Annotated in this window: 18 protein-coding genes; 9 read left to right on the top strand and 9 right to left on the bottom strand. The window is 68.2% G+C overall.

The annotated features are described in order from the left end of the window. Positions 1-19 precede the first annotated feature (19 nt). The 3 genes from M1D55_RS11950 to mtgA all read left to right on the top strand — a co-directional run bounded on the left by M1D55_RS11950 (position 20) and on the right by mtgA (position 2,738). Positions 20-889, top strand: a complete 870-nt coding sequence (locus tag M1D55_RS11950; protein WP_006577332.1) for an energy transducer TonB — start codon at positions 20-22, stop codon at positions 887-889. 81 nt (positions 890-970) lie between these two features. Continuing rightward, positions 971-1,855, top strand: coding sequence for a shikimate dehydrogenase (gene aroE, locus M1D55_RS11955; protein WP_232207296.1), 885 nt, complete (start codon positions 971-973; stop codon positions 1,853-1,855). A gap of 181 nt (positions 1,856-2,036) precedes the next feature. Beyond that, positions 2,037-2,738 carry a monofunctional biosynthetic peptidoglycan transglycosylase gene (gene mtgA, locus M1D55_RS11960; protein WP_456282697.1) on the top strand — a complete coding sequence of 234 codons (702 nt, stop codon included), beginning with the start codon at positions 2,037-2,039 and terminating at the stop codon, positions 2,736-2,738. 44 nt (positions 2,739-2,782) lie between these two features. Here mtgA and corA read toward each other — a convergent pair whose 3' ends face one another. Both corA and M1D55_RS11970 read right to left on the bottom strand, forming a co-directional pair. Next, positions 2,783-3,745 (bottom strand): magnesium/cobalt transporter CorA, encoded by a 963-nt coding sequence (gene corA, locus M1D55_RS11965; protein WP_006577335.1) that lies wholly within the window; start codon positions 3,743-3,745, stop codon positions 2,783-2,785. Between the two features lie 502 nt (positions 3,746-4,247). After that, positions 4,248-5,144 carry a DMT family transporter gene (locus tag M1D55_RS11970; RefSeq protein WP_456282253.1) on the bottom strand — a complete coding sequence of 299 codons (897 nt, stop codon included), beginning with the start codon at positions 5,142-5,144 and terminating at the stop codon, positions 4,248-4,250. A gap of 208 nt (positions 5,145-5,352) precedes the next feature. On the opposite strand from M1D55_RS11970, the gene pyrF reads away from it, so the two are divergent. Beyond that, a complete protein-coding gene (gene pyrF / locus M1D55_RS11975) occupies positions 5,353-6,195 on the top strand; it encodes an orotidine-5'-phosphate decarboxylase (protein WP_064577392.1) in 843 nt (280 codons plus the stop codon). A 24-nt stretch (positions 6,196-6,219) separates the two neighbouring features. Here pyrF and M1D55_RS11980 read toward each other — a convergent pair whose 3' ends face one another. The 3 genes from M1D55_RS11980 to thiL form a co-directional block, all read right to left on the bottom strand. After that, positions 6,220-6,717: a CinA family protein gene (locus M1D55_RS11980; RefSeq protein WP_006577338.1), complete on the bottom strand. Its 498-nt coding sequence runs from the start codon at positions 6,715-6,717 to the stop codon at positions 6,220-6,222. A 61-nt stretch (positions 6,718-6,778) separates the two neighbouring features. Beyond that, positions 6,779-7,345: a phosphatidylglycerophosphatase A family protein gene (locus M1D55_RS11985; protein ID WP_456282254.1), complete on the bottom strand. Its 567-nt coding sequence runs from the start codon at positions 7,343-7,345 to the stop codon at positions 6,779-6,781. Between the two features lie 129 nt (positions 7,346-7,474). Beyond that, positions 7,475-8,488, bottom strand: coding sequence for a thiamine-phosphate kinase (thiL, locus tag M1D55_RS11990; RefSeq protein ID WP_456282255.1), 1,014 nt, complete (start codon positions 8,486-8,488; stop codon positions 7,475-7,477). Between the two features lie 311 nt (positions 8,489-8,799). Here thiL and M1D55_RS11995 point away from each other — a divergent pair, with 311 nt between their 5' ends. From M1D55_RS11995 to M1D55_RS12005, 3 genes are all read left to right on the top strand, one after another. Continuing rightward, entirely contained in the window at positions 8,800-11,148 is a 2,349-nt protein-coding gene (locus M1D55_RS11995; protein WP_043439473.1) for an NADP-dependent malic enzyme, read from the top strand. Between the two features lie 354 nt (positions 11,149-11,502). Then, the gene (locus M1D55_RS12000; protein ID WP_456282698.1) at positions 11,503-11,853 is read left to right on the top strand and encodes a ribonuclease domain-containing protein; all 351 of its coding nucleotides are present in this window, start codon (positions 11,503-11,505) and stop codon (positions 11,851-11,853) included. Continuing rightward, positions 11,850-12,458 (top strand): barstar family protein, encoded by a 609-nt coding sequence (locus M1D55_RS12005; RefSeq protein WP_006579293.1) that lies wholly within the window; start codon positions 11,850-11,852, stop codon positions 12,456-12,458. Before M1D55_RS12000 ends, M1D55_RS12005 begins: the two co-directional genes overlap by 4 nt. A gap of 99 nt (positions 12,459-12,557) precedes the next feature. Here the strand turns inward: M1D55_RS12005 and M1D55_RS12010 are convergent, their stop codons facing one another. From M1D55_RS12010 to M1D55_RS12025, 4 genes are all read right to left on the bottom strand, one after another. Beyond that, positions 12,558-13,130 (bottom strand): YidB family protein, encoded by a 573-nt coding sequence (locus M1D55_RS12010; protein WP_456282256.1) that lies wholly within the window; start codon positions 13,128-13,130, stop codon positions 12,558-12,560. Between the two features lie 91 nt (positions 13,131-13,221). After that, positions 13,222-13,968 (bottom strand): 16S rRNA (uracil(1498)-N(3))-methyltransferase, encoded by a 747-nt coding sequence (locus M1D55_RS12015; RefSeq protein ID WP_456282257.1) that lies wholly within the window; start codon positions 13,966-13,968, stop codon positions 13,222-13,224. 100 nt (positions 13,969-14,068) lie between these two features. Continuing rightward, positions 14,069-14,512: a VOC family protein gene (locus M1D55_RS12020; protein ID WP_064577406.1), complete on the bottom strand. Its 444-nt coding sequence runs from the start codon at positions 14,510-14,512 to the stop codon at positions 14,069-14,071. Positions 14,513-14,648: 136 nt separating this feature from the next. After that, on the bottom strand, positions 14,649-15,458 hold the full coding sequence (locus M1D55_RS12025) for a spermine/spermidine synthase domain-containing protein (RefSeq protein WP_456282258.1): 810 nt from the start codon (positions 15,456-15,458) through the stop codon (positions 14,649-14,651). Positions 15,459-15,624: 166 nt separating this feature from the next. On the opposite strand from M1D55_RS12025, the gene tkt reads away from it, so the two are divergent. Together tkt and gap are read left to right on the top strand one after the other, a co-directional pair. Further along, positions 15,625-17,655 carry a transketolase gene (gene tkt / locus M1D55_RS12030; protein ID WP_197498381.1) on the top strand — a complete coding sequence of 677 codons (2,031 nt, stop codon included), beginning with the start codon at positions 15,625-15,627 and terminating at the stop codon, positions 17,653-17,655. A gap of 87 nt (positions 17,656-17,742) precedes the next feature. Continuing rightward, positions 17,743-18,753, top strand: a complete 1,011-nt coding sequence (gene gap, locus M1D55_RS12035; RefSeq protein ID WP_006579985.1) for a type I glyceraldehyde-3-phosphate dehydrogenase — start codon at positions 17,743-17,745, stop codon at positions 18,751-18,753. Positions 18,754-18,774: the final 21 nt, after the last annotated feature.

Below are 18,774 nucleotides of genomic sequence, written 5' to 3' on the forward strand. Positions count from 1 at the left end.
GTGGCAAGGCAGCAGCACGATGGCCAGGGCCGTCGCGATCTCGCTGGCCGTCCATGCGCTGCTGCTGGCGGTGCGATTCGGCGCGCCGGAGGCCTTCGAGATCAAGCGCAGCGATACCGCGCTCGACGTGGTGCTGGTCAATGCCAAGTCGGGCCAGCAGCCGCTCAAGCCGGCCGCGCTGGCCCAGGCCGATCTCGACGGCGGCGGCGACCATCAGCAGCAGCGCGCCACGACCCCGCTGCCGTCGCAGCCGGTGCCGCGTGAGGGCGATCTGGTGCGCCAGGTGCAGCGCCGCGTCGATCTGCTCGAAGCGCGCCAGCAGCGGCTGATGACGCAGCTGCGCGAGAGCGCGCCGCCGGTCCACAGCCAGCCGCTGCGTCCGGGCGAGCGCCGTCTCGATACGCCGGCGCGCGGGCAGGACGAGCACGATTCGCTCGACGAGATGGCGCGGCTGGAGGCCGAAATCGGCCGCAATCTGGAACACTACGCGCGCCGGCCCAAGCGTCACCAGATCACCGCGACCAGCGCGCAGCAGGTCGTCTACGCCCGCTACTACGACCGCCTGCGCAAGACGATCGAGGCGCGCGGCACCGCCGACTTTCCGCGCCGTGGCGGCCAGCCGCTGTATGGCGAGCTGATCGTGGCGATCAACGTCGACCGCCATGGCCGGCTCGGCTACGAGCGCGGCGGCTATCGCGTCGACGGCGTCGAGCTGGTCAAGAGCTCGGGCAACGCGGCGCTGGACCGCCAGGCCATCGCGATCGTGCGCGCAGCGGCGCCGTTCGGCGAGTTCTCGCCGGAGATGCGGGCCCGCTACGATATTCTCGAAGTGATTTCGACGTTCAAGTTCTCGCGCAGCGGGCTGGAAACCCGGCTGCAATCCCGCTAATTGGCCGCTAAATGACTCGGATCGCGGACCGCAAGCCCGATCGCGCCTTGTCAGCAGACTGAAATGACTACGCCTACCCAGATGCCCAACGCAGACCTCGCCGTGGACCGCTATGCCGTGGTCGGCAACCCGATCGCGCACAGCCGCTCGCCACAGATCCACGCCGCCTTCGCGCGCCAGACCGCGCAGGCGCTCAGCTATGAACGGCTGCTGGCGCCGCTGGACGGGTTTGCCGGCACCGTGCGCCAGTTCTTCGCCGAGGGCGGCCAGGGCCTGAACGTGACGACGCCGTTCAAGGTGCAGGCCTTCGAACTGGCCGACCGGCTGACGCCCGGCGCCGAGGCCGCCGGCGCGGTCAACACGCTGTGGATGGAGGACGGCCTGCTGCACGGGGACAACACCGACGGCGTCGGCCTGGTGCGCGATATCGTCGATCGCCTCGGCGTCGAACTCGAAGGCCGCCGCATCCTGCTGCTGGGCGCCGGCGGCGCGGCGATGGGCGCGATGCTGCCGCTGATCGATTGCCGGCCCGACCGCATCGTGGTGGCCAACCGCACGGCCGATCGCGCCAGCGAGATGCTGGAGAACTTTGCCGAGGCGGCCGGCGAGGCCGGCGTCGAACTGTGGGGCGGTGGCTTCGATGCGCTGGCCGGGCTGTCCGAGGAGGACGGCTGCGAGGTGGTGATCAACGCGACCGCCGGCAGCCTGCAGGGCGAGGTGCCGCCGGTACCCGAGGCGCTGCTCGGCGACGGCGTGCTCGCCTACGACATGATGTACGGCGCCGAGCCGACCGTGTTCCTGCGCTATGCGGCCGCGCAGGGCGCGCGTACCGCCGACGGTCTCGGCATGCTGGTCGAGCAGGCGGCGCAGGCCTTTTATCTCTGGCGCGGCGTGCATCCGGACACCGCGCCGGTGCTCGACGAACTGCGGGCGCTGCTGCAGCAGGAAGCGCAGGCCGGACGCTGATTGCCGCGCCTGTCGCCTGCCGTCATTTCGTCTTTTGCTTGTTCGGCTTTTTCGCCCGATTTCGCCCGATTTCGCCCACTTTCGCCGACCGACCGACGCGAGTTCCGCCTTGGCCCAACGCAAACGCGCCATCCGTTCCCGTGCCGCCGCCGCGTCCGCGCGCGCGGGCGCTTCCTCCCCGCTGCGCTGGCTCGCCTGGCTGGCGGGCAGCGTGCTGGCCGGCGTGGTCGCGATGCAGGTCTACTTCTTCCTGCAGATCGCGGCGTGGCAGATCGTCGATCCCGGTCCCACCTCGTTCATGCGCGCCGAGCGTTGGCGCCTGTGCGGCTGGAACGTCTGGAGCTGCGGCATCGAGCGGCAGTGGGTGCCGTATGCCGACATCTCGCGCAATCTGAAGCGGGCGGTGATCGCCAGCGAGGACGCCGACTTCGTCAATCATCCGGGCTACGACTTCGACGCGATGCTCGAGGCCTGGGAGCGCAACAAGAAGCGCGGCCATATCGTGCGAGGCGGGTCCACCATCACGCAGCAGCTGGCCAAAAACCTGTTCCTGTCGCCGGAGCAGCATTACCTGCGCAAGGGGCAGGAGCTCTTGATCACCTGGATGCTGGAGTTCTGGCTCGACAAGCAGCGCATCTACGAGATCTATCTGAACTCGGTCGAGTGGGGCGAGGGCGTGTTCGGCGCCGAGGCGGCCGCGCGCCACTACTTCAAGACCAGCGCCGCTCGCCTGAGCGTGGGCCAGGCGGCGCGGCTGGCGGCGGCGCTGCCGGCGCCAAAATGCTTCGACAAGAAGCAGTACTGCGCGCATGTGCGCGTCAACTTCCGCGCCAAGGCCGGCATCATCGCGCGCCGGATGGGGTCGGCCACGCTGCCGGACTGATGCGGTCCGGCCCGTGGCGCCCCGCTCGCGTCAGCTGAGCCGCGTCAGCTGAGCCAGCCCTTGCGGCGGAAGTAGATCAGCGGAATCGCCGCCGATACCGCCATCAGCGCGATCGCCCACGGATAGCCGGCGGCCCAGTCGAGCTCGGGCATCACCTTGAAGTTCATGCCGTAGACGCTGGCGATCAGGGTCGGCGGCATCAGCGCCACCGACACCACCGAGAACAGCTTGATGATCTTGTTCTGGTTGATGTTGATGAAACCGACCGTCGCGTCCATCAGGAAGTTGATCTTGTCGAACAGGAACGCGGTGTGGTTCTCGATCGAGTCGATGTCGCGCAGGATCTGGCGCGCCTCGTCCTGCTGCTCGGCGGACAGCAGCTGGCTGCGCATCAGGAAGGACAGCGCGCGCCGGGTGTCCATCACGTTGCGGCGGATGCGGCCGTTGCGGTCTTCCTCGCGGGCGATGGTCTCGAGCACGTCGGCCGCGGCGGCATCGGTCACGTTCTCGGCCAGCACGCGCTTGCTGGCGTCCTCCAGCCGTTCGTAGATCTCCTCGATCGAGTCCGCCGAGTATTCGGCGTCGGTCGCGTACAGATCCATCAGCACGTCCTTGGCGTTGCGCACCGAGCCCGGGCGCATGCGCGCGCGCAGCCGCACCAGCCGGAACACCGGCAGGTCCTCGTCGTGGATGGAGAACAGCACGTCGCGCGTCAGCACGAAGGCCACGCGCACGTTGCGCGAGACCTCGTCCTCGTCCAGCAGGAAGTCGGTGCGGATATGGATGTTTTCATCCTCGCCCTCGAAATAACGCGCCGAGGCTTCGAGGTCGCCAAGGTCCTCGAGCTCGGGCAGGGCCACGCCGTAGGCTTCCTTGATCCAGTCCAGTTCCTCGTCGTCGGGGCTGACGACATCGATCCAGATGGGCTTGTGCTGCAGCAACTCGTTGCGGTCGTCGACCTGCTCCTGGGCGAGCCGGCCTTTCTGCAGGACGAACAGATTGATCATCCCCGGTATTCCTTATGCCGTGCGATGAAGAAAAGCGGCAGGCAGGCTTGCGGCACGGCCGGGCCGCACCCTTCGCGGCGGCGAATGGCGGGCTCGAAGGCAAGCGTGATCGCGCTGCGCGGACGGGCCGCGCAAGGCGATGGCGTTTGCCGTTGATGGCTGGCAAGCCGGGTGAGGGAAGTCCGCAACAACGCGGCGGGCCTGTTGAAACGATGGCCGCCGGTGGCAGTACGGAAAAAACACTCGCCCGCAGTGTGCTGCGGGCGGGTTCGGCGAGCGTCCGACCAGCATGGTCCGGACGGGTTCGTCGTTACGCAGCCCGCAGTGACATGGCATTCGTAGAGGTCGCGGCTTTGCCGCGGCAACTCGAACACCCGATGCTACTGCCCACGTAATTTCTCCGGGATTATGGATGGCCGCGAGTGTAGCCCAACGCGACCGCGTTTGTTAAGTGAAATCTGGATGAAGCGTCACCGCGTCCCGGGATCAGGCTGGCCTTGCCTCAGGCGCGCCGGCGCAGCCGCGGCAGCAGCAACGGCACCAGCAGCACCGAGGCCAGCGCGGCGAACATCAGCACGATGGCGGCGTAGTCCTGCCAGTGCGGCTGCTCCCCCAGCAGCCACATGCCCGAGAACACGCCGACCACCGGGATGAACATGATCGACAGGCTCGACACCACCGGCGGCAGCGAACGGGCGAGCGCGAACCAGACCAGATGGCAGAAGGCGAACACGACCACCGCGTTGTACAGGATTGCCGCCCATTCGATCGCGTTCGGCATGCGCCAGCCGTCCTCGAACAGCATCGTGCCGACCAGCAGGAAGGGCAGCGCGACGGCCAGCATCCAGAAGGTCAGCGTGCCGAGCGGGATATCGACGGGGGTGCGCTTCATCAGCTGGGTACCGTAGCCCCAGCCGGCGGCGGCCGCCAGCATCATCACGGTGCCGGTCGGGCTGCCGGTCAGCGTGCCGAACTCGCTCGACATCAGCAGCAGCGTGCCGGCCAGCGCGCAGCCGATGCCGACCCAGGCCCAGCCGGAAATCCGCTCGCGAAACAGCAGCAGCCCCCAGACCACCGCCCAGATCGGCATCGTGTAGCCCAGGATCGCGGCGCGGCCGGACGACAGCATCTTGACCGCGCCGATCGCCAGCAGGTGCCAGATCACCATATTGGGCAGCGCCAGCTTGAAGACCGTGCCCCAGGCCTCGCGCGGCACCGTCAGCGGGATGCCCTTGGCACGCAGCGCCAGCCCCAGCGCGACCAGGCCGCCGGCCATGCACAGCAGGCGGAAACCGAGCGGCGGGAAATGGGCCACGCCGATCTTCATCACGGGCCAGTTGACGCCCCAGGCGAGCGTCAGGGCGACGAGCAGGGCAATGTTGCGGCGATCGAGAGTCATGGAGGGCAGGCGGCTACGGGTGCGTTACCGCTCTTTCTATTGGTTTCGTCTGTCGGAAAAGCGCAAGGAAGATAGCATGCAACGGGTAAAATTGCCGGCAACGACCCGCCCGTCGACGGCCACCGCGATTGCCTGCGCGTGCCGGCACGATGGCCAACGGTCCGCCGCGGCCCATCCCGGGCCCCGACGCCACGCATTCGAGCGATCCATGACCCGTCCTTCCGTTCCTCCCGTCCCGTTCACCGAGCAGCTGACCCAGGCCTGGCGGCGCAACGATTCGCTGCTGTGCGTCGGGCTCGATCCGGACCCGGGCAAGCTGCCGCTGTCGCTGACCGGCGCCGGCGGCGCGATCTTTTCCTTCTGCCGCGAGATCGTCGACGCCACCGCCGACCTGGTCTGCGCCTTCAAGCCGCAGATCGCCTACTTTGCCTCGCAGCGCGCCGAGGACCAGCTCGAGCAGCTGATCCACTATATCCACGACGCGCACCCCGGCATCCCGGTGATCCTCGACGCCAAGCGCGGCGACATCGGCTCGACCGCGCAGCACTACGCGATCGAGGCGTTCGAGCGCTACCAGGCCGATGCGGTCACGGTCAGTCCGTACATGGGATTCGATTCGGTCGAGCCGTATCTGGCCTATCCGGAGCGCGGCGTCATCGTGCTGTGCCGGACGTCGAATCCGGGCGGCTCCGACGTGCAGTTCCTGCAGGTCGAGGGCAAGCCGATCTATCAGCTGGTCGCCGAGCAGGCCGCGGCGCGGTGGAATACCACCGGGCAGATGGGGCTGGTGGTCGGCGCGACGTTCCCCAACGAGATCGCCAAGGTGCGCGAGCTGGTCGGCGACATGCCGCTGCTGATTCCGGGCATCGGCGCCCAGGGTGGCGACATCGAGGCCACCGTCAAGGCCGGCCGCAGCGCCGACGGCACCGGCATGATGATCAATTCGTCGCGGGCGATCCTGTACGCCAGCCGCGAGAAGGACTTCGCCGCCGCGGCCCGCCGCGCCGCGCTGCAGACGCGCGATACGATCAACCGCTTCCGCCAGGGCTGAACGGACGGCCTGGCGCCAAGGCGCTCAGGCCTCGTTGCGGACCAGATCGAGCAGGCCGCGCATCGCATGCTCGGCGGCCTGGCGGCGGATCTGCTGGCGGTCGCCCTTGAAGCGCTGGGTCTCGACCCGGGTCACGATGCGGTTGCTCCAGCCGAAGCAGACCATGCCGACCGGCTTCTCCGGGGTGCCGCCGGTCGGACCGGCGACGCCGGTGATCGACAGCGCCACCTGGGCGCGGCTGTTGAGCAGCGCGCCCTCTGCCATCGCGTGGGCGACTTCCTCGCTGACCGCGCCGTAATCGCGGATCAGCTTGGCCGGCACGCCGAGCATGGTGCTCTTGGCCTCGTTCGAGTAGGTCACGAAGCCGCGTTCGAACCAGCCGGACGAACCCGCGACGTCGGTGATCGCGGCCGCCACCAGGCCGCCGGTACAGGACTCGGCGGTGGCGACCATCAGCGATTTTTCCTTGAGGGCAATGCCGGCCTGGACGGCAAGCTGGTCGAGCAAGCGGCTGATGGACATGATGACGGCTCTCGTGCTGGCGGGGAATCGATGCGGTGCGGATGCGGCGGCGCGGATGCGCTCAGAACGAGCGCCACAGCGCGAACACCAGCAGCGTGTAGAACGCCGCGACCAGATCGTCGAACATCACGCCGAAGCCGCCGCGCAGTCCCGGGCCCTTCAGCGTGCGGTCGTAATAGGCGATCGGCGCGGGTTTGGCCATGTCGAACAGCCGGAACCACAGGAAGGCGGCGAACTGGCCCCCGAAACCGGTCGGCATCACGAAGGCCAGCACCAGCCAGAACGCCACGATCTCGTCCCACACCATGCTGCCGTGATCGTGCACGCCCATCGCGCGCGCGGTCCGTGCGCAGGCCCACAGGCCCAGCAGGAAGCCGCCGCCGATGATCCACAGCCAGGCGGACGGCTGCACCCACAGCGAAATGACGACGAAGGACAGCCACCCGTACAGGGTGCCGACCGTGCCGGGCATCACCGGCGACAGGCCGGAACCGAAGCCCAGCGCAATGAAATGCGCCGGATGGGACAGCATGAAGCGCGCCGTCGGGCGCAGGATCTTGGCGGTCTGACCGGCCTCCAGCGTCATCGCGGGATCGGTCGACGCCGAACCGGGAGGGTAGGCGGACATCAAGGTATCTGGCTCGTTTGTTATCGCGGTCGGAGCGGGCCGGGGCTTGGCTGCTGCTGGCGCGGCTGGCTGCCGCCGGGCGCGGCGCTCCGCCGCATGGCGGCATCATGACATGCCGCCGTCCCGCTGTCAGGGGTTGGCGAAATGATCGAAGCTTGTGGCCTGGAAGGAGACGGGTTCGCCACCGGCATCGACCAGGCGCAGCCCCGGCTCGGCCGTGATCGTGCCGACCCGGGTCAGCGGCAGCGCCAGCCGCTCGGCCAGGGCCGCCAGCGCCTCGCGCGCGCCGGCCGGGGCGGTGAAGCACAGCTCGTAGTCGTCGCCGCCGGCCAGCACGCATTCGAGCTGGCAGTCGCGCGGCTGGCCGGCCAATACCTCCGAGCGCGGCAGCGCGTCGACGTCGAGCAGTGCGCCGGCCTGCGACCGCTCCAGGATGTGGCCGAGATCACCGATCAGGCCGTCCGAGATATCGAGCGCCGCATGGGCCAGCCCGCGCAGCGCCATGCCCAGCGCCACGCGCGGCGTCGGCGTGTCCATGCGCGGACGCACCAGCGTGAAGTCGGGCTCGGGCAGCAGCCATTCGCCGCGGCAGTCGCCGAGCGCCAGCCGCGCGTCGCCGAGCGTGCCGGAGATCCAGATGTCGTCCCCCGGCCGGGCCGCGTCGCGGCGCAGCGCGCTGGCGCGCGGCACGTCGCCGAACACGGTCAGCGACAGCGTCAGCGGGCCGCGCGTGGTGTCGCCGCCGACCAGTTCGCAGCCATGCGCGTCAGCCAGTTCCAGCATGCCGGCGGCAAGCTCGGCCAGCCACGCCGGCTCGGCCTCGGGCAACGCCAGCGCCAGCGTGAAGGCGCGCGGCTCGGCGCCCATCGCGGCGAGATCGGACAGATTGACGGCAAGCGCCTTGTGGCCCAGCGCGCGCGGCGGCACGTCGGGGAAGAAATGGCGGCCGCTGACCAGCATGTCGGTGCTGACCGCCAGCAGATGTCCCGGGCGCGGGTCCAGCAGCGCGCAGTCGTCGCCGACGCCGAGCACCGCCTTGCGGGCAGGCCGGGTGAAATAGCGGCGGATCAGTTCAAATTCGGATAGCTGCGCGGATGGATGCGTGGAAGGTTGCGCGGCGGGGTCGCGGTCGGTCGGAGGCATGCTGGAGTCGGCTCGGCAACCCGCCCGGCGGGCGCGGCAAGAAGGCGGGAGAGTCCTGGGTGTCTTGTGACGGGGCCGCCGGACGACGCCTCGGACGGCATGCGCGGCTGGTCAGTGCCCTCCGCATCCGGCATATTGTACCGAAACGCAAAGGTGCCTCTCGCAAAACGCTTATTGTGAAATAAAATTTCACAATATAAAATGCGGGGCTCGATCAGGAGACAGCGGGCAGGTGGAGCCGGCCCGCGAGGGTGTGTTCCCACCGCTTTCCGCTTCGTCAAACACGGCTCCACAGACCGGAAGATGCGCCGATGACCAGTCCTTCGCAGCCCGATTCACAGCCGAACTCGCAGGCAATCTCGCAAGACGAGCTGAAACAGCAGCAGCGCGAGGCGCTGCGCAAAGCCGCCCTCGAATATCACGAGTTTCCGACCCCGGGCAAGATCTCGGTCACGCCGACCAAGCCGCTGTCGAACCAGCGCGACCTGGCGCTGGCCTATTCGCCGGGCGTCGCGGCCGCTTGCGAGGAGATCGTCGCCGATCCGGCCAATTCCTTCCGCTATACCGCGCGCGGCAATCTGGTCGGCGTGGTCACCAACGGCACCGCGGTGCTCGGCCTGGGCGACATCGGTCCGGCGGCCTCGAAGCCGGTGATGGAAGGCAAGGCAGGCCTGTTCAAGAAGTTTGCCGGCATCGACGTGTTCGATATCGAGATCGACGAGAAGGACCCGGAAAAGCTGGTCGAGATCATCGCCTCGCTGGAGCCGACCTTCGGCGGCATCAACCTCGAGGACATCAAGGCGCCGGAATGCTTCTACGTCGAGCGCAAGCTGCGCGAGCGGATGAAGATTCCCGTCTTCCACGACGACCAGCACGGCACCGCGATCGTGGTCGGCGCGGCGGTCATCAACGGCCTTCGCGTGGTCGGCAAGGACATCAAGGACGTCAAGCTGGTCGCCTCGGGCGCGGGCGCGGCAGCGCTGGCCTGCCTGGATCTGCTCGTTGATCTCGGCCTGCCGCTGTCCAACATCTGGGTCACGGACCTGGCGGGCGTGGTCTACGAGGGCCGCACCGAGCTGATGGATCCGGAGAAGGCGCGCTTCGCGCAGAAGACCGACAAGCGCAAGCTGGCCGAGGTCATCGACGGCGCCGACATCTTCCTGGGCCTGTCGGCCGCCGGCGTGCTCAAGCAGGACATGGTGCAGCGGATGGCCGACCGCCCGCTGGTGCTGGCGCTGGCCAACCCGAATCCGGAAATCATGCCGGAGCAGGTCAAGGAAGTGCGGCCCGACGCGGTGATCGCCACCGGCCGCACCGACTATCCGAACCAGGTCAACAACGTCCTTTGCTTCCCGTTCATCTTCCGCGGCGCGCTGGACGTGGGCGCGACGACCATCACCAAGCAGATGGAAATCGCCGCCGCGCACGCCGTCGCCGAGCTGGCGCGGCAGGAGCAGAGCGATATCGTGGCGACGGCCTACGGCATCCAGGATCTGTCGTTCGGCCCCGAATACCTGATTCCGAAGCCCTTCGATCCTCGCCTGATCGTCAAGGTCGCGCCGGCGGTGGCGCAGGCGGCGATGGACTCCGGCGTGGCGACCCGCCCGATCGAGGACATGGACGCGTACAAGCTGCAGCTGCAGCAGTTCGTCTACCACTCGGGCACGCTGATGAAGCCGATCTACGCGGCCGCCCGCAAGGTCGCGATGGAGAAGAAGCGCATCGTGTTCGCCGAGGGCGAGGAAGAGCGCGTGCTGCGCGCGGTGCAGGTGATCGTCGACGAGAAGCTGGCCAACCCGATCCTGATCGGCCGGCCGGCCGTGCTGACGCACCGCATCGAACGCTTCGGCCTGCGCCTGCGCATGGGCGTCGACTTCACCGTGGTCAACCCCGAGCACGACGAGCGCTTCCGCGACTACTCCGACACCTACTACCGGATGATGGCCCGCCAGGGCGTGACGCCGCAGTACGCCAAGCTCGAGATGCGCCGCCGCACCACGCTGATCGGCGCGATGCTGGTGCACAAGGGCGAGGCCGACGGCATGATCTGCGGCACCGTCAGCAATACCGCCGCGCATCTGCGCTATATCGACCAGGTGCTGGGCGGCACCAACGAGGTCTATGCGGCGATGAACGGCCTGGTGCTGCCGGGCCGCCAGATCTTCCTGGTAGACACCCACGTCAACGTCGATCCGAGCGCGCCGCAACTGGCCGAGATCACGATCATGGCCGCCGAGGAGCTCAAGCGCTTCGGCATCGAGCCCAAGATCGCGCTGCTGTCGCATTCGAACTTCGGCTCGTCGGAAGCGCCGTCCGCGCAGAAGATGCGCGAAACGCTGGCGATCCTGCGCGAGCGCGCGCCGGAGCTGGAGGTCGACGGCGAGATGCACGGCGACTGCGCGCTGGACCAGAAGCTGCGCGACCAGCTGGTGCCGGACGGCACGCTCAAGGGCGAAGCGAATCTGCTGGTGTGCCCGAACATCGATGCCGCCAATATCGCCTACAACCTGCTGAAGACGGCCGCCGGCAACAACGTCGCGATCGGCCCGATCCTGCTGGGCGTCAACGCGCCGGTGCATATCCTGACGCCGTCGGCTACCGTGCGCCGCATCGTCAACATGACGTCGCTGGTGGTGGTGGACGCGGCGGCGAAGCGGTAAGACCTCGCCAGTCGAGTGCAGGAGCCGGGGCATGCCCCGGCTTTTTTATTACTCTTCAGGGGCAGTTAGTGTGCGCATACATTCCATTAACGCCTTGAAACAATTCAGGTTTTCGGCGTGGCCGGCGCGCGGGGATTGATTATTTAACCGCTTGCGCGTAACCTAGCGCCTTCGATGCAGGCGATCCCTTGACCGCGCTTGGCGTTGGATTGCTGCGCCACCAGACCAGACAACGTGGGTTCCCCGACTTCTTTGCCGCAACGCGCATCGCGCTCCGACAAGATCCTGCTACGGGTCCAGCCTTCGCTCCAACGGGTTGCGCGCGGCGCCCTGCATACGCTCGCGGCGCTGGCCATGGCGGCCACGCTGGCGCAGCCGGCCCACGCGAAGCAGTCCGCGCAGGTGCTGCCGGATACGCTGGGAACCATTGCAGTGCAGCAGCTGCCCAACGAGGCACAGCAGACGCTGCAGCGCATCGAGGCCGGAGGGCCGTACCCGTACGCGAAGGATGGCTCGCGGTTCGGCAACTACGAGCGGATCCTGCCTCGGCGGCCGCGCGGCTATTACCGTGAATACACGGTTGCCCGTCCAGGCAGCCGCAATCGGGGGGCGAAGCGAATCGTCTGTGGCGGCGAACAACGGGCCGCCAACGACTGCTATTACACGGAAGACCACTACAACAGCTTCAAACGGATAATCAGATGATGACTGACATTTTCGGACTGGGCGACGCCCTTGCCGCCCGCGAAGAGCGCGGCGCCGGAGATGGCTGGCAGCGGGCTCAACAACATGCCCAGAACCTTTATGACAGTGTGCTGATGATGCCCCGCTACGAGGTCGCGCACAATAAACTGCCGCCGGCGTCGCCGCAGGACGGCAATGCCGAAGTGGCCTGCGGCAGAGAGGCCGCGCTGAACCTGTTCAAGACCGTGCGACCCAATATCGTCCAGTCGATCCGCGCCTTCCGCGTGCCCGAGCTGGCACAGGCGGCAGCCGACCTTGGCCAGCATTTCCTCTACGCCAATTGCGCCCATTGCACGACCAAGGGCGAGGTGCTGGAAACGATCGCCACCGCCTTCCTGTTCCCGAAGCATTTCGGCAAGAACTTCGATGCGCTGGCCGATTGCCTGACCGACATGATTCACAAGGCCGGCGTGCAGCCCGGTTTCGTCATCGTGCTCGAGGGCCTGCCCTGCGCGCAGAAGTTCGACAAGGAAGCGCGCGAGACGCTGCTCGACGTGTTCCGCGACGCCGCCGAATTCTGGGCCGAGCGCCGCGTGCAGTTCCGCGTGTTCTACTCGTTCGCCTGAGCGCACTGATCCCGCCGCACAAGGAAAAGGCCCGCCAATCGGCGGGCCTTTTTGCGTGGACAGCGGCGCGGCCGCCGTCCCGGCACTTCGCAAGGCCGATCAGGCGGCCGGCGGCACCTTGCCCTGCGGCGTCAGCTGGTCGATCAGCTCCGGCAGGCCGGCGCTGAGCTGCGCCGCGACATCGTCGCGCGACAGGCCGGTGCTCGACGACAGCGTGTCAAGCGCGCCGGTGCCCTGCAGCGCCTCGGCCAGCGACGACGGCGATACCGGCTGATTGGGGCCGGTGCCGATCCACGAGGACACCTGCTCGCCCAGGCCCGCCTGCGCCAGGATCTGCTGCAGCGCGCCGATGCCGCCGGCCGCCGCGCCGATCGTCTGCGCTTCGCCGGCCGCGCCGCCCTGGCCGCCGATCAAGCCGCCCAGCAGCGAGCCGAGATCGAGTCCGCCACCGCCACCGGCCAGCCCGCCGAGGATGCCGCCCAGGCCGCCGGCCATGCCGCCCGGATCCTGCGTCGCTTCCGCGCCGCCTTGACGGCCGCGCATCGCCAGCATCGCCAGCAGGCCGAGCGCCAGCATCATCTTCGGATTCATGCCGGACTGGCCGGATTCGCCGGCCTGCGCCGGGTTGGTTTGGCCGAGCACGCCGCCAAGCACACTATCGAGCAGTCCCATCTTCAGCTCCTTGTTGTTGATTCATTTATCGGACCGGCCGGTGCCATGCTGCGGACCGGCTCGGTCGATAGCGGTCGACGGCGCGGTGCCGTCAGAATCCGCCCAGCAGCGCATTGAGCGCGGCCAGGCAGGCCAGACCGGCGGTCTCGGTGCGCAGGATGCGCGGTCCGAGCGACACCGCCGTGAAACCTTGCGCCAGCGCGGCGCGTTCTTCCTCGGGCGACAGTCCGCCTTCGGGGCCGATCAGCAACGTGACGCCGCCAGCAATCCATTCGTCACGGTGCGCCTGGGCCAGCGCCACCAGCGTCGATTCGGCGCGCGGCGATACCAGCAGCCGCTGTCCCGCATCGGCCGGGATCGCCGCCAGCCACGACTCCAAGTTAGCCACCGGCGATACCGCCGGCAAGCGGTTGCGCCCGCATTGTTCGCAGGCCGCGGTGACCAGCGCCTGCCAGTGTGCGTGGCGCTTCTGCGCACGTTCGCCGCTGAGCCGCACCACCGCGCGCGCGGTCTGCAGCGGCTGGATCGCGCCGACGCCGAGCTCGACTGCCTTCTCGATCAGCCAGTCCATCTTGTCGCCGCCGGCAATGCCCTGGGCCAGCGTGACGCGGAACGGCAGCTCGCATTCGGCGGCGTCGCGCGCGCCGACCTGCGCGGTCGCGCTGCGCTTGCCGATGTCGACCAGCGTCGCGGCATGGCTGCCGCCGCGTCCGTCGAACAGCGTGATCGGTTCGCCAGGATGCAGGCGCAGTACCTGGACATGGCGGACCACCGCCTCGGGCAGCGGCAGCAGGGTATCGGGGGCGAGCGGTTGATCGACGTAAAAGCGCGGTGGCATTGAATCCAGGGGAAATCGGTCAGGCGGGGAGGGCCCGCCGCGGCGGGCGCGACATGGGTATCATGCGCGCCGTCGCGGCAGCGGGCCCGGCATCGGACGGTCAGGCGGCCTGCGAGCCGGTGGCGGCGGCGACGGCCTGGTCCAGCGGCCGGGCAAAGCCCCAACGGTAGCCGTCGAGGTCCTCGACCATGCAATAGCGGTCGCCCCAGAACTGGTCGCCCGGGGCCATCAGGCTGATCGCGCCGGCCGCCACCGCGCGCGCATGCATCGTGTCGACATCGTCGCAGTACAGGTAGAAGGTCTGCGGGCACTCGAAGCCGGTCGAGCGCGGCGTGCGGGCGGTGCTGCCCCAGGCGCCCTCGGGGGCGAACATCACGACCAGCTCGCCGTGGTAGTGCATCTCGGCATGGGTCGGCACGCCGTTCTCGTCGACCACATTGCCGGGCACGAAGCCGAAGGCGCGGCTGTAGAAGTCGAGCGCGCGGCGTGCGTCGCCGACCGTCAGGTAGGGAATCAGCCAGGGCGTGTTGGCAGGTTTGGTCATGATCGTGTCCTCCCGGATTCCGTGCGGCGTGGCCGCCGGGCTCCACGGTGGCGGGTATCGCGCGCGAAGCGAACGCCGGACGAGCGCCGCGCCTGCCTTGCCGCAAGTCCCCCGGTGGAGCGGTCAGCCGAGCATATCACGTCGATGTGGCGCCGCCGTCGAACAGCGATTGCAGGTGGCGTGGCAGCGCGAACAACGCCGCATGCAGGCCGGCGTGATAGCAGCGCAGCGCGCCGTCGAGCCGCCAGTCGGCGAGCCGGGCGGCCAGCATGGCAGGGTCGGCGGCCCGCACGTCGAGCGTGTCGCTGGCCACCGCGATCGCCCACAGCGCGCCATAGACGGGAATCGCCACCGTCATCGGCTGCACCAGCCGGAAATGGTCGCGCAGCCGCCGCCACAGCAGCTGCGCCGTGTCCGGGCGGTGGAAGGGCGGCCCCAGATGCAGCGACATCGCCCCGTCCGGTGCCAGGCAGTCGCGCGCCGCCTGCAGGCCGCGCGCTCTGAACAACGTCGTGGCGGGGCTGCCATCGTCGGCGTCGGTCAGGTCGAATACCACCAAGTCGAAGCGGCGGCCGGCATCGCGCAGCGCCTGCATCACGGCGAGTCCGTCGCCGATCTCCAGCGTCACGCGTGGATCGTCGAAGGCGCCGTGGTGGATGCCCGGCAGCCAGCGCCGCGCCAGCTGCACGACCTCGGCATCGAGCTCGGCGATCACGACCTCGCGCATTCCCGGCAGCCGCAGCAGTTCGCGCGCCGAGCCGCCGTCGCCGCCGCCGATCACCAGCGCGCTGGCGGCGGCGCCATGGGCTACGGCCATCGGGTGGACCATTACCTCATGCTGGATGAACGCGTCGGCTTCCGCGCTCATGATGCGGCCATCGAGCCGGAACACGCGGCCGAACAGCGGATGCTCGCCTATCTCGATGTGCTGATGGGGCGAGCGCACCGAGGCGCGCGGGATGACGTCGGCCAGTGTGGAGCCGACGCCTCTGGATAGCCATTCACGCCATTCGAGGCCGGCCTCGGAAGGCGCCGTCGGGGCCGCCGCCGTACCGGAAACGTCGCCTCCTTCTGGTAAAATCGCGCTTTTCCCGCCGCCAATTTCCCGCCGCATGTCTCACCTCGCACACCCAGCCACCAGCCCCTATGCCAGCCAGCCCGCGTCGCTGATGGCCAATGCGATCCGCGTCCTGGCGATGGACGCCGTCCAGCAGGCCAATTCGGGCCATCCGGGCATGCCGATGGGCATGGCCGATATCGCCGTCGCGTTGTGGAGCCGTCATCTGAAGCATAACCCGGTCAATCCGAAGTGGGCCGACCGCGACCGCTTCGTGCTGTCCAACGGCCACGGCTCGATGCTGCTGTACGCGCTGCTGCATCTGACCGGCTACGAGCTGCCGATCGAGGAGCTGAAGAACTTCCGCCAGCTGCACAGCAAGACCGCGGGGCATCCGGAATACGGCATCACGCCGGGCGTCGAGACCACCACCGGCCCGCTGGGCCAGGGCATCACCAACGCGGTCGGCATGGCGCTGGCCGAGCGGCTGCTGGGCGAGGAGTTCAACCGTCCCGGCTTCGACATCGTCAACCACTACACCTATGTCTTCCTCGGCGACGGCTGCCTGATGGAGGGCATCAGCCACGAGGCCTGCTCGCTGGCCGGCACGCTGCAGCTGAACAAGCTGATCGCGCTGTGGGACGACAACGGCATCTCGATCGACGGCGACGTCGAGCACTGGTTCTCCGACGACACCCCGAAGCGCTTCGAGGCCTATGGCTGGAACGTGATCCGCGCGGTCGATGGCCATGACGTCAACGCGATCGACGCCGCCATCGCGCAGGCCAAGGCCAGCGACAAGCCGACGCTGATCTGCTGCCGCACCGTGATCGGCAAGGGATCCCCGAACAAGCAGGGCGGCCACGACGTGCACGGCGCCCCGCTGGGCGGCGCCGAGATCCTGGCGACGCGCGAGGCGCTGGGCTGGAGCCACGCCCCGTTCGAATTGCCGGAAGAGGTCTATGCGGCGTGGGACGCCAAGGCCAATGGCGCGGCGCTGGAGAAGGCCTGGGCCGCGCTGTTCGAGGGCTATTCGGAGCGTTATCCGTACGAAGCCGGCGAGTTCGAGCGCCGCATGCGCGGCGAGTTGCCCGGCGCGTTCGACGCCGCGGTGCAGGCCTATCTGGCCAAGTGCGAGGAAAAGGCCGAGACCATCGCCACCCGCAAGGCCAGCCAGAACGCGATCGAGGCGCTGGCGCCGGTGCTGCCCGAACTGCTCGGCGGCTCGGCCGACCTGACCGGCTCGAACCTGACCAACTGGTCGGGCAGCAAGGCGGTACGCGTCGATGCCTGGGGCAACCACATCAACTATGGTGTGCGCGAGTTCGGCATGAGCGCGATCATGAACGGCATCACGCTGCATGGCGGCTACATCCCCTACGGCGGCACCTTCCTGACGTTCTCCGACTACAGCCGCAATGCGCTGCGCATGGCGGCGCTGATGAAGATCCGCACGCTGTTCGTGTTTACGCACGATTCGATCGGCCTGGGCGAGGACGGCCCGACCCACCAGTCGATCGAGCACGTCGCCAGCCTGCGCCTGATCCCGAACATGGACGTCTGGCGCACCGCCGATACCACCGAAACCGCGGTGGCGTGGGCCGAGGCGATCCGCCGCGAGAACGGTCCCAGCTGCCTGATCTTCAGCCGCCAGAACCTGCCGTTCCAGAAGCGTGACGATGCCACCCGCGCCAACATCGCGCGCGGCGGCTACGTGCTGCGCGACAACGTCAACCCCCGCACCGGCCTGCCCGATGCGGTGATCGTCGCGACCGGCTCGGAAGTGGGCCTGGCGGTCGGCGCGGCCGACCAGCTGGCCGCCGAAGGGATCCGTGTGCGTGTCGTGTCTGTGCCCTCGACGACTGTGTTCGACAAGCAGGATGCGGCATACAAGTCGACGGTGCTGCCCGCGGGCGTACCCCGCGTGGCGGTCGAGGCCGGCGTCACCGACTTCTGGTGGAAGTACCAGGTGCAGGCGGTGGTGGGCATCGACACCTTCGGCGAATCGGCGCCGGCTGGCGTATTGTTCAAGCACTTCGGGTTCACCGTCGAGAACGTGGCGAACACCGTCAAGAGCGTGATCTGACTTTCAGGGACGTGCGGGCGCGGCGGCGCTGCCGTCGCCGGCCCGGGCGCCCGCAGCTTTTTCTACTTCCCGTTCAGGAGACGTACCATGACTATCAAGGTTGCCATCAACGGCTATGGCCGTATCGGCCGCAACGTGCTGCGCGCCCACTACGAAGGCGGCAAGAAGCATGACATCGAGATCGTCGCGATCAACGACCTCGGCGATGCCAAGACCAACGCCCACCTGACGCAGTACGACACCGCCCATGGCAAGTTCCCGGGCACCGTGTCGGTCGAGGGCGACTACATGGTCGTCAACGGCGACAAGATCCGGGTGCTGGCCAACCGCAATCCGGCCGAACTGCCGTGGGGCGAGCTGGGCGTCGACGTGGTGATGGAGTGCACCGGTTTCTTCACCTCCAAGGAAAAGGCCTCGGCTCACCTGGCCGGCGGCGCGAAGAAGGTCATCATCTCGGCGCCGGGCGGCAAGGACGTCGACGCGACCATCGTCTACGGCGTCAACCACAACGTGCTGAAGGCCTCGGACACCGTGATCTCGAACGCCTCGTGCACCACCAACTGCCTGGCCCCGCTGGTCAAGCCGCTGCACGAGAAGCTGGGCGTGGTGACCGGCCTGATGACCACGGTGCACGCCTATACCAACGACCAGGTGCTGACCGACGTCTATCACGAGGACCTGCGCCGCGCGCGTTCGGCCACCCAGTCGATGATCCCGACCAAGACCGGCGCCGCCGCCGCGGTCGGCCTGGTGATGCCGGAACTGAACGGCAAGCTGGACGGCTTCGCGATCCGCGTGCCGACCATCAACGTGTCGCTGGTCGACCTGTCGTTCGTCGCCGCGCGCGAGACCACCGTCGATGAAGTCAACGCGATCCTGAAGGCCGCGTCGGAAGGCGAGCTCAAGGGCATCCTCGACTACAACACCGCACCGCTGGTGTCGGTCGACTTCAACCACAACCCGGCCTCGTCGACCTTCGACGCGACGCTGACCAAGGTGTCCGGCAATCTGGTCAAGGTGTCGAGCTGGTACGACAACGAGTGGGGCTTCTCCAACCGGATGCTCGATACCACCGTGGCGCTGATGAACGCCAAGTAAATCGGCCTGTGGTCAATGGCC

This window comes from Cupriavidus sp. JZ107 (genome assembly GCF_053903255.1).

What these genes read in the sequence shown, in the direction of transcription:
- M1D55_RS11950 (WP_006577332.1), top strand. Translation starts at nt 20, where the DNA reads ATGGCCAGGGCCGTCGCGATCTCGCTGGCCGTCCATGCGCTGCTGCTG.
- aroE (WP_232207296.1), top strand. Translation starts at nt 971, where the DNA reads ATGCCCAACGCAGACCTCGCCGTGGACCGCTATGCCGTGGTCGGCAAC.
- corA (WP_006577335.1), bottom strand. Translation starts at nt 3,745, where the DNA reads ATGATCAATCTGTTCGTCCTGCAGAAAGGCCGGCTCGCCCAGGAGCAG.
- M1D55_RS11970 (WP_456282253.1), bottom strand. Translation starts at nt 5,144, where the DNA reads ATGACTCTCGATCGCCGCAACATTGCCCTGCTCGTCGCCCTGACGCTC.
- pyrF (WP_064577392.1), top strand. Translation starts at nt 5,353, where the DNA reads ATGACCCGTCCTTCCGTTCCTCCCGTCCCGTTCACCGAGCAGCTGACC.
- M1D55_RS11980 (WP_006577338.1), bottom strand. Translation starts at nt 6,717, where the DNA reads ATGTCCATCAGCCGCTTGCTCGACCAGCTTGCCGTCCAGGCCGGCATT.
- M1D55_RS11985 (WP_456282254.1), bottom strand. Translation starts at nt 7,345, where the DNA reads ATGTCCGCCTACCCTCCCGGTTCGGCGTCGACCGATCCCGCGATGACG.
- thiL (WP_456282255.1), bottom strand. Translation starts at nt 8,488, where the DNA reads ATGCCTCCGACCGACCGCGACCCCGCCGCGCAACCTTCCACGCATCCA.
- M1D55_RS11995 (WP_043439473.1), top strand. Translation starts at nt 8,800, where the DNA reads ATGACCAGTCCTTCGCAGCCCGATTCACAGCCGAACTCGCAGGCAATC.
- M1D55_RS12000 (WP_456282698.1), top strand. Translation starts at nt 11,503, where the DNA reads ATGGCGGCCACGCTGGCGCAGCCGGCCCACGCGAAGCAGTCCGCGCAG.
- M1D55_RS12005 (WP_006579293.1), top strand. Translation starts at nt 11,850, where the DNA reads ATGATGACTGACATTTTCGGACTGGGCGACGCCCTTGCCGCCCGCGAA.
- M1D55_RS12010 (WP_456282256.1), bottom strand. Translation starts at nt 13,130, where the DNA reads ATGGGACTGCTCGATAGTGTGCTTGGCGGCGTGCTCGGCCAAACCAAC.
- M1D55_RS12015 (WP_456282257.1), bottom strand. Translation starts at nt 13,968, where the DNA reads ATGCCACCGCGCTTTTACGTCGATCAACCGCTCGCCCCCGATACCCTG.
- M1D55_RS12020 (WP_064577406.1), bottom strand. Translation starts at nt 14,512, where the DNA reads ATGACCAAACCTGCCAACACGCCCTGGCTGATTCCCTACCTGACGGTC.
- tkt (WP_197498381.1), top strand. Translation starts at nt 15,625, where the DNA reads ATGTCTCACCTCGCACACCCAGCCACCAGCCCCTATGCCAGCCAGCCC.
- gap (WP_006579985.1), top strand. Translation starts at nt 17,743, where the DNA reads ATGACTATCAAGGTTGCCATCAACGGCTATGGCCGTATCGGCCGCAAC.